This window comes from Marinomonas dokdonensis, assembly GCF_052747885.1.
In genome coordinates this window covers 72,191-80,758 of the sequence record NZ_JBRAND010000007.1, presented here as the reverse complement: position 1 = coordinate 80,758, position 8,568 = coordinate 72,191, and the positions used below count along the sequence as shown (strand labels likewise).

General features: G+C 46.1%; 7 protein-coding genes. 3 read left to right on the top strand and 4 right to left on the bottom strand.

Annotated features, from left to right (window positions below; genetic code table 11):
• Positions 1-642 precede the first annotated feature (642 nt).
• Positions 643-1,998: an MATE family efflux transporter gene (locus ACUM5Y_RS15060; protein ID WP_445977702.1), complete on the top strand. Its 1,356-nt coding sequence runs from the start codon at positions 643-645 to the stop codon at positions 1,996-1,998.
• 11 nt (positions 1,999-2,009) lie between these two features.
• Here the strand turns inward: ACUM5Y_RS15060 and ACUM5Y_RS15055 are convergent, their stop codons facing one another.
• From ACUM5Y_RS15055 to ACUM5Y_RS15040, 4 genes are all read right to left on the bottom strand, one after another.
• Complete coding sequence (locus ACUM5Y_RS15055; RefSeq protein WP_445977701.1) at positions 2,010-2,900, bottom strand: EamA family transporter; 891 nt, start codon at positions 2,898-2,900, stop codon at positions 2,010-2,012.
• Positions 2,901-3,069: 169 nt separating this feature from the next.
• On the bottom strand, positions 3,070-4,317 hold the full coding sequence (locus ACUM5Y_RS15050; protein WP_445977700.1) for a uracil-xanthine permease family protein: 1,248 nt from the start codon (positions 4,315-4,317) through the stop codon (positions 3,070-3,072).
• Between the two features lie 151 nt (positions 4,318-4,468).
• Positions 4,469-5,806, bottom strand: a complete 1,338-nt coding sequence (locus ACUM5Y_RS15045; protein ID WP_445977699.1) for a GH1 family beta-glucosidase — start codon at positions 5,804-5,806, stop codon at positions 4,469-4,471.
• Positions 5,807-5,936: 130 nt separating this feature from the next.
• Positions 5,937-6,410 (bottom strand): GNAT family N-acetyltransferase, encoded by a 474-nt coding sequence (locus ACUM5Y_RS15040; protein ID WP_445977698.1) that lies wholly within the window; start codon positions 6,408-6,410, stop codon positions 5,937-5,939.
• A gap of 63 nt (positions 6,411-6,473) precedes the next feature.
• Between ACUM5Y_RS15040 and ACUM5Y_RS15035 the strand changes: the two genes are divergently transcribed.
• Positions 6,474-7,667: an alpha/beta hydrolase gene (locus ACUM5Y_RS15035; protein WP_445977697.1), complete on the top strand. Its 1,194-nt coding sequence runs from the start codon at positions 6,474-6,476 to the stop codon at positions 7,665-7,667.
• A 4-nt stretch (positions 7,668-7,671) separates the two neighbouring features.
• On the top strand, positions 7,672-8,565 hold the full coding sequence (locus ACUM5Y_RS15030; RefSeq protein ID WP_445977696.1) for a phytanoyl-CoA dioxygenase family protein: 894 nt from the start codon (positions 7,672-7,674) through the stop codon (positions 8,563-8,565).
• Positions 8,566-8,568: the final 3 nt, after the last annotated feature.

Here is an 8,568-nt window from a genome sequence, read left to right as displayed (position 1 = left end):
AAGCCGCACCTACAGAATTAGCCTGTTTATTCGGAAATGGTTCCGCAGGAACCACGTTTACTGATGCTGTTTGGGTTAATCTCTGGATTACATGATTGCGCTTGATAGCCATCAATTCCGCCTGCGGCTAAAGCCGCACCTACAAAATTAGCTCAATTTATACCGGTGACCAAATGTAGGTTCGCATTTATGCGGAAATGGTTCCGCAGGAACCACGGTTACCGATGCTGTTTGGGTTAATCTCTGGGTTACATGTTTGTGTTTGATTGTTATCAATTCCGCCTGCGGCTGAAGCCGAACCTACAGAATTAGCGCATTTTATGCTGATTACCAATTGTAGGTACGCATTTATGCGGAAATGGTTCCGCAGGAACCACGGTTATCGAGGGTGTTTGGGCTAATCTTTGAATTACATGATTGCACTTGCTCGTCATCAATTCCGCCTGCGGCTAAAGCCGCACCTGCAAGATAAGCCCAATTTCTGCTGATGACACAATAAAGGTATGTTTCTTTCCCTAAAAAAAATGTACAGGGACTCAGATTTTTCAAGGTTGGCAGTGCTATGTATGTTTAGGATATAAAAGCCAGTGTTGGTTGTGTGGTAATATCTCTCTTACATCATACAAATACATGTAACGGATTATGTCGTCTCAGTCTTTTCTTAGAAAAAACATTTCAATCGCTTGGCCGTTGGCGTTAAACGGTTTGCTTATGCAGTCGATGTTGATGATCGATACTTTCTTGGTGTCGCCTTTAGGTGAGGTGCCTTTGGCGGCGATGGGGATTTCTGCAGCGATTTTGGTATTCATGCTGGGTGTTCATATGGCGCTTGCCAATGGTACTCAGTTGATTCTAAGTCGTGCTGTGGGGTCAGGCTCTAGCTCCTCAGTTGCAATAGGGTTTTGGGCTGGTTTGGCGATCAACGGTGCTGTGTCTGTATTATTTTGGCTGTTGTTGTGTTTGTTTGATGAGGCGCTTGTTGCTCGTTTGGTGCAGGGAGATGAACTATTAGTACAAACTCTTGGTTACCTTGTATGGGCTAAGTACCTTGTGCCCTTTACAGCGCTTACGCAGGTCATGACGGCGCTATTAAATAGCCAAGGCAAGAGCAAGGTGCCGTTACATGGCTATTTACTTGAGATGCCCCTTAATACGCTCTTTTCTTATTGCTTAATCTACGGTGTGCTTTCTTTTCAGGGCATGGGGGTTGCGGGAGCGGCATTAGGGAGTGTTTTGGCGATTGTGCTGCGTACTATGTACTTGGCTTGGTATGTACGCTTTAAAGGCGCTATGAAGCTGTCGCTGACGACGAATCCGCGAGCTTTTTTACAAAACATGAAACAGCATAGTTTTGAAATTTTTCCGGTCGCGGCCAATATCACGATTTTGCAAATTGGCATCAGTGTTTATCAGTTACTGTATTCACAATTAAGTCTTAACGCTTATGCGGCGATTATCATCATCATGCCTTGGTTAAGGGGTGGTAGCCAGTTTATTACCGCTTGGGCCCATGCGACGGCAATTAGTATTAGTCAGTTGATAGGCTCAAGAAACCTTAAGGATTTGCCCCAGTGCGTGAACAAGAGTATTGATGTTGCTGTGGCGGTATCGATTGCCTGTGGGGGCTTATTTGCGCTGCTGAGTTTCTGTTTGCCTTACTTTTACCCTAATTTAGAAGCCGACACTTATGTCGCTCTCGCGGCGATAGCGCCCTTGTATATTTTTCTGCCTATGGTGCGTGGCTATAACACAGTCCATGGTCATGTTTTGAGGGCGTTAGGTAAAACGACGGCGGTGTTTAAAATCAATTTCACCGGTCAGTGGCTGGTGTCGATTCCTTTGTGTGCAGCCTTGATACTCTATTGGGATGTGTCGATTTTTTGGGCCTTTGCGGTGCAGCCGTTTGAAGAGATTGTGAAAGCACTACCCTTCAGGCATCTGGCCCGAAAATCTTTAAAAGAGTTTGATGAAGACAAGATGAAGTCTTTGCTTTACTAACTCACCACACACTAGCGTTTGGTGAGGGCGTTGATCCAACGACTGCCAAAGGTGTTCAGTATTAAACCTAGTAAAACCAAAGCTATGCCTGCCCATTGGGCTTGGCTAATTTGCTCATCGAGTAACAGAGCGGAAGAGCTGATGCCCACCACGGGAACACCAAGTGTTAAAGGTGCTACGGTGCCAGCAGGGTAGCGAGCCATTAAGAAGCTCCATAGGCCATAGCCTCCTAGGGTGGCAAATAAGGATAGGTAGGCCAAGGTGGCAAGTGTTTTCCAATCAATGCCGATCAAGTTTTCCCACATAACATGGCTGCCATCGATGAAGTAAGCACAGATGAAAAAAGGAATTGGCGGAACCCAGCAAGCCCAGATTATGAGGTTGATGTTTGCATCGTAGCCTTTTTGGATGATGGCTTTGGTGATGATGTTACCAAGCGCCCAGCTTGATGCGGCGGCCAATGTCAGAGCAAAACCTAGTATGGTTAGGGTAGTGTTGCTATCCGCAAAGCCAATCACTGACAAGCCGCTTGAGGCAATGCCGATGGCTAGAATTTGGTAAGGTCTAACGATCTCTTTAAGAAGGAAGACGGCAAAAATGAGTGTGAAGATCACTTGTGATTGCAGCACAAGTGAAGCCAGTCCAGCGGGCATGCCGAACATCATGCCAGTAAACAAAAATGCAAACTGGCCAAAGTTTAGGGCAAGAGCGTAAGCAATGATCCACTTTAAGGGAGTGTTTGGTCTAGAGAAAAACAGCGAGCCAATAACAGCGATGACTAAGAAGCGTAAGCCGCCCAGCATCATTGGCGTTAAGTCGTCTAACCCCCACTTTATTACGACGAAGTTAAAGCCCCAGGCAAAAATAATGGCTAAGCCGAGCAGCATATGTTTTGGGGTCATGAGAGGGGCCTTGTCTAATCCTTGAGGCGCTACTTTACGCCCTTTACGGACGTTTTCCTATGGTTTAACTGTGGTAAAAATATGGCCTTTAGATGAGCTCACCTAAAGGCCATAAAGGTTAACAAACCTTCTTATACAGACAGCTTATTCTTTAGCTGTGTAATAAGGCTTAATTGTCTTGATCAATTTGCGTTTTGTCGACGATATGGTTGTCACCAATATCCTGAGGCAAGATCAAGTTCAGTAGAATAGCGACAATACCGCAAAGGCTAATTCCTTGTAGACTGAATTCTCCGATACCAAAGGCCATACCACCAATACCAAACACTAGGGTGACGCCAACAATGATCAGATTACGCGACTTGTGTAGGTCTACTTGATGCTTAATAAGAGTGTTTAGGCCCACAGCAGCGATAGAACCAAATAACAGGATCATAATGCCGCCCATCACAGGCAATGGAATGGTTTGTAAGAGAGCGCCCAGTTTACCCACCCAAGCTAGTACTATGGCCGCTACAGCTGCCCAAGTCATGATCACTGGATTAAAGGCCTTGGTCAGCATCACTGCACCAGTCACTTCGCTGTAGGTGGTATTTGGTGGCGCACCAAACATTGCTGCCCCCATGGTAGCAATACCGTCACCGGCAATGGTGCGATGTAAGCCGGGTTTTTTCAGGTAGTTTTTGCCTGTGACATTGGAGATGGAGAGAATGTCGCCCACGTGTTCTACCGCGGGTGCAATCGCCACAGGAATCATGAAGAGAATGGCGCTGATATTAAATTCAGGCGCAGTAAAGTTAGGTACGGCAAACCAAGCTGCTTGATGAACCGCATCGAAGCTAACAATCCCAGCGAATAGGCTTAGTACGTAGCCCACGACTATGCCACCAAAAACAGGTAGCAACTTCATAATGCCTTTCGCGAAAACACTGATTAGGGCGGTTGTTAGCAGGGAGGCAAGACCAATCCAAATCGCGATGTCGGCCTCAAATAGCTGGACAGAGCCATCACCAGTTTTACCCAGCGCCATGTTCACGGCTACGGGAGCTAAACCTAATCCGATGACCATGATGATAGGGCCGATCACGACAGGAGGTAGCAAGGTTTGAATGAAGTTAGCACCTTTGATCTTAATGAAGGCGCCAAGTAAGACATACACTAAACCTGCGACCATTAGTCCGCCCATGGTGGCGGGAATCCCCCACGTTTGCACACCATAAATGATGGGGGCAATGAAGGCGAAAGAAGAAGCAAGAAAGATAGGAACGGTGCGGCGAGTAATGATTTGAAAAAGTAAGGTACCAATCCCTGCGCCGAAGAGGGCGACGTTAGGATCAAGTCCAGTAAGAAGCGGAACAAGTACCAGTGCACCAAACGCAACAAACAGCATTTGTACACCTAACACGGCATTTTTCATTGTATTTCCTTTGCAAGGGATTGAATTCGCGTAATTTTATCCAGTTAAGGCTTGAGGCGCTATGCTTGCTAAGAAATAAAGGGAAATGGAATTGGCTAGGTAAAACCAACTCAGCCCATAAACTCTGAACTGAATTGGCTTTCTAAGGATATTAGCGTTCGCTAAGGAAGGCTTGGTAAGCGTAGCCGCTGCGTTTTATCGTTCTTTTTTGAGTTTCATAATCCACATAAACTAAACCAAAGCGCTTGTTGTAGCCTTCTGCCCATTCGAAGTTATCCATTAAACTCCAAGCAAAGTAGCCGCGAATGTCGACGCCCGCTTCTATGGCGTTGTTGACTGCATTAATATGGCTGTTTAGGTAACGCACGCGCTGATCATCATCTACTTGCCCTGATACTAGATGATCATCGCAGGCAGCTCCGTTTTCGGTAATAAAGATAGGCGGTAAATCATATTGCTGGTTTAAGTTAATCAACAATTCTTCAAAGGCGTGAGGAGCGATTTCCCAGCCGATGTCTGTGTACTCGACAGGTTGGCTATTTTTCACATCTTTAAATAAATCTTCCGCATCGTAAGCATTATGGTTACAGGTGTAGAAATTCATGCCAAGGAAGTCGATAGGCTGGCTGATGATCTCCATATCACCCGGCAACACTTGTGGCAGATATTGTGGGGCAACATTGGCCAGCAGTTTAGGGTATTGACCCTTCATAAGTGGCTCGATGAAAAACTGGTTGTCCAAGGTTTCTCGGATCAAGCAAGCAAACTCATCTTCTGACTTAGCACTCGCTGGGTAGGAGCGGTTCATATTGATAACAATGCCCACTTGCGCCTTAGGAGCATTTTGGCGAATGACAGGTAACGCCAAGCCATGGGCAAGCAAAATGTGGTGAGCTGCTTGGCGCCCGTACTCTGGCTTGCTTAAGCCCGGTGCATGGATGCCGAGTTCGTAACCTAAGATGGCGGCACAGAAAGGTTCGTTAAAGGTTGCCCAGCTGTCTACCCATTCCGCTAATTCACGAGTCACAAGGTCTGCATACTCTTTGAATAAATAAGCAGTCTCGCGGTTTAACCAGCCGCCTTTATCCTCTAAGTGTTGTGGCAGATCCCAATGGTATAGGGTAACGAAAACTTTAATGCCTTCTTCTTTGAGTTTAGTGAGCAGGTTGCGGTAGAAGTCGAGACCGGCTTGGTTGGCTTCGCCTTGCTCATTCATCACGCGAGGCCAAGCAATAGAAAGGCGATAAGCATCCACGCCTAGCTCTTTGATGAGTTTTATGTCTTGTTGCCAAAGATGGTAGTGGTCACAGGCCATGGAGCCGTCATCGCCATTAATGACTTTGCCAGGGGTGGCACAAAAGGTATCCCAAATACAGGGTAGGCGATTGTCCGCAGTGTTGGCACCTTCAATTTGGAAGGCCGCGGTGGCGACACCAAATGTAAAGTCTGGTGTGAGCATTTTTGAGTTGGCAGGTAGCTTGATTGACATCTTAGGCCCCATTTCTATTTATTCTGTTTATGTGTTGGAAAACTAGTTGGGGCTAAAGGTAATGGAGGAAACAGAAAGGGGTCAATGACGCTTGGGTAAATTCAGAGAGTTAAGAGAATTTAAGTGATTCTTAAGAGCTTTTATATTGCATAGGCGTGATTTTCCTGCCTTGTCGGCTATAAGCAAAGAAACGTTCCTGTAGGGTGTTGGGCAGTTCTTCTGGAGGGATTACAGTAAATTGATTGCGCTCATAAAAGGCGACAAGGTGAGTAAAGGCGAAACAATAAGTCGGTGTTTGTGAGAGCTGTTTTTGTATGCCTTTTAGAAGGTGAGTGCCAAGGCCTTGTTGGCGTTGTTCTGGGGCTGTCACCATGGCTGTGAGTAGCTGACTTTCAGGTAAGGGCTTTAAACGTACGGCACAGAGTATCTTTCCTTGCTGGCGAACCACCCAGATTGGCTCAGCTTTATTGGGCTTGCCACTTGGGTAATGTGCTTGGTAGAACTTTTTAACTAATGGAAACCAAAGTGAGGCAACAGGTTCCGGGCAAGGGTATGTCATGATGGTGTATTTACTCATAGATGAATGGATGAGATACCGAATCATAGCATAGCGCGCTACTATAGTAGGTATCTAAGGTGCGGAGCGGGAAATCCCCAAGGTGAATGTATGAAACTGAATCGAAAACTTATTGGTTGGAGTGCTTTACTGCTCATTATGAGTAGCTCGTCTTGGGCAGGTGTTCTTGCTGGGGAAAGCTTTGCGGATTATATCGCTCGTACTCAGGCAGACCTTAAAGAACATAAAGTGTGGCTGGATAATTCCCAATGGCAGCGAGAACTTGCTGCCGTTTCGCCATTTGAACTAATGCCCAATGAACAGTTATGTGCTGGGCGTCCTAGAATTGGCGTCTTGCTCTCCCACGGTTTATCTGACTCCCCTTTTTCTATGCGCGATTCAGCCCAAGCCCTACAGGCAGCCTGCTATCAAGTGAGAGTTATATTGCTAGATGGTCACGGTACTCGCGCGGAAGATCTGCTTGATGTGTCTAGAGAGCAATGGCGAGAAAGCTTTTATAACGCCGCCGAGCAGTTTTCGACGCAGCTCGATGCATTATATGTCGGTGGCTTCTCTACCGGTGGTGCTTTGGCAACCGACTATGCTTGGAATCACCCTGAAAGTGTAAAGGGGGTGATCCTCTTTGCACCTGCCTTTAAAATAAACAGCTCAATCGATTGGTTATCCCCTTGGTTAGCGCCCTTCATAGATTGGCTTGATCAATACCCTGATGATGACTTCGCAAAGTATGCTTCTATTCCAGTGCCTGCCATTGCTCAAGTCTATAAATTGGCCAAAGAGGTCAGGACACAAGTGCTTGAGCAACCGCGTTCATTGCCCGTATTTATTGCTTTATCTGAGGAAGATCAAACTGTGGATTCCAAGGTTACTCAGCAGGTGTTTAACAATGGTATGATTGGTCAAAATAGTCAGATGCTGTTGTACAGCGTGTCGCAAATGAATGCCAATACAGATCGAGTTAAAGTTTATAATAGCGACTGGTCAGATAAGCGCATATTGGGCCTCTCACATATGGGCGTTCTAGGGAACCCAAATAACGATTACTACGGCGAGCAGGGCAGCTACCGAGTGTGTTCTTGGCACATGGCAGACGAAGACTTGTATCAGGCATGTCGCAACCAAGAGGATCACTGGTTTGGTGAACGATCAGAAGCTTTACTAGCAAAAAGTCCTCATGCGGCCAGAGTCTCATGGAACCCACATTTTGATGCCTTGATGCAAGAAATTAGCTTTTTCGTACAGGCAAATGCCGACCTAGCTGTGCCGCCAGTAAATGAGGAGTAAGGCGATGAAAACGGACACTTTGGCAATGCCATCTTTACAGCTCACAGCAGATCAGATCGAGCAATATCATCAGCAAGGCTATTTGGTTATTGAGTCTTTGTTGCCCGCAAAAACGTGTGATGTGCTCAAGTCTCATATGGGGAATTTATTACAAAACTTTGACCCTACGACAGTGCGATCTGTATTTACCACCAATGAACAGGTACGACATACAGATCAATACTTTATGGACTCAGCGGATAAGGTGTCCTTCTTTTTTGAAGAAGAAGCGTTTGATGCTCAAGGTGAGCTGCGCCAGTCCCTAGAGTTATCAATCAACAAAGTGGGTCATGGCTTACACAGCCAAGATGCTCTGTTTAAGGCGTTTTCATTAGATGCTGTCTGGTCTGGGGTTTTACAGCAGCTAGGCATGGCGCAACCGGCCGCTGTGCAATCTATGTATATTTTTAAGCAACCAAGCATCGGTGGCGAAGTGAATTGTCATCAGGACAGTACCTTCCTTTTTACCCAACCTATGAGTGTGATTGGTTTATGGTTTGCGATCGAAGAGGCCACATTGGAAAATGGTTGTTTGTGGGGCATACCGGGCGGTCATAAAATTGGCTTGCTGAAACGTTTTGAGCGTTGTGCTCCAGATGCCATTGAAACCAAAATGGTGACGATAAAAGAGCATCAGTGGGATAATAGTGAGCTGGTGGCCTTGCCTGTGCCGAAAGGATCTTTGGTAATATTGAATGGTGAATTTCCTCATTTGAGTTATGCTAATCGATCTTCACAATCTCGACATGCTTATGCCATTCATGCAGTCGATCAAGCGTGCCATTACCCTCAGGAAAATTGGCTGCAATTAAGTAATCAACAACATCTTGTGCCCTTTGCGGCGCCTACGAATATCTAACAA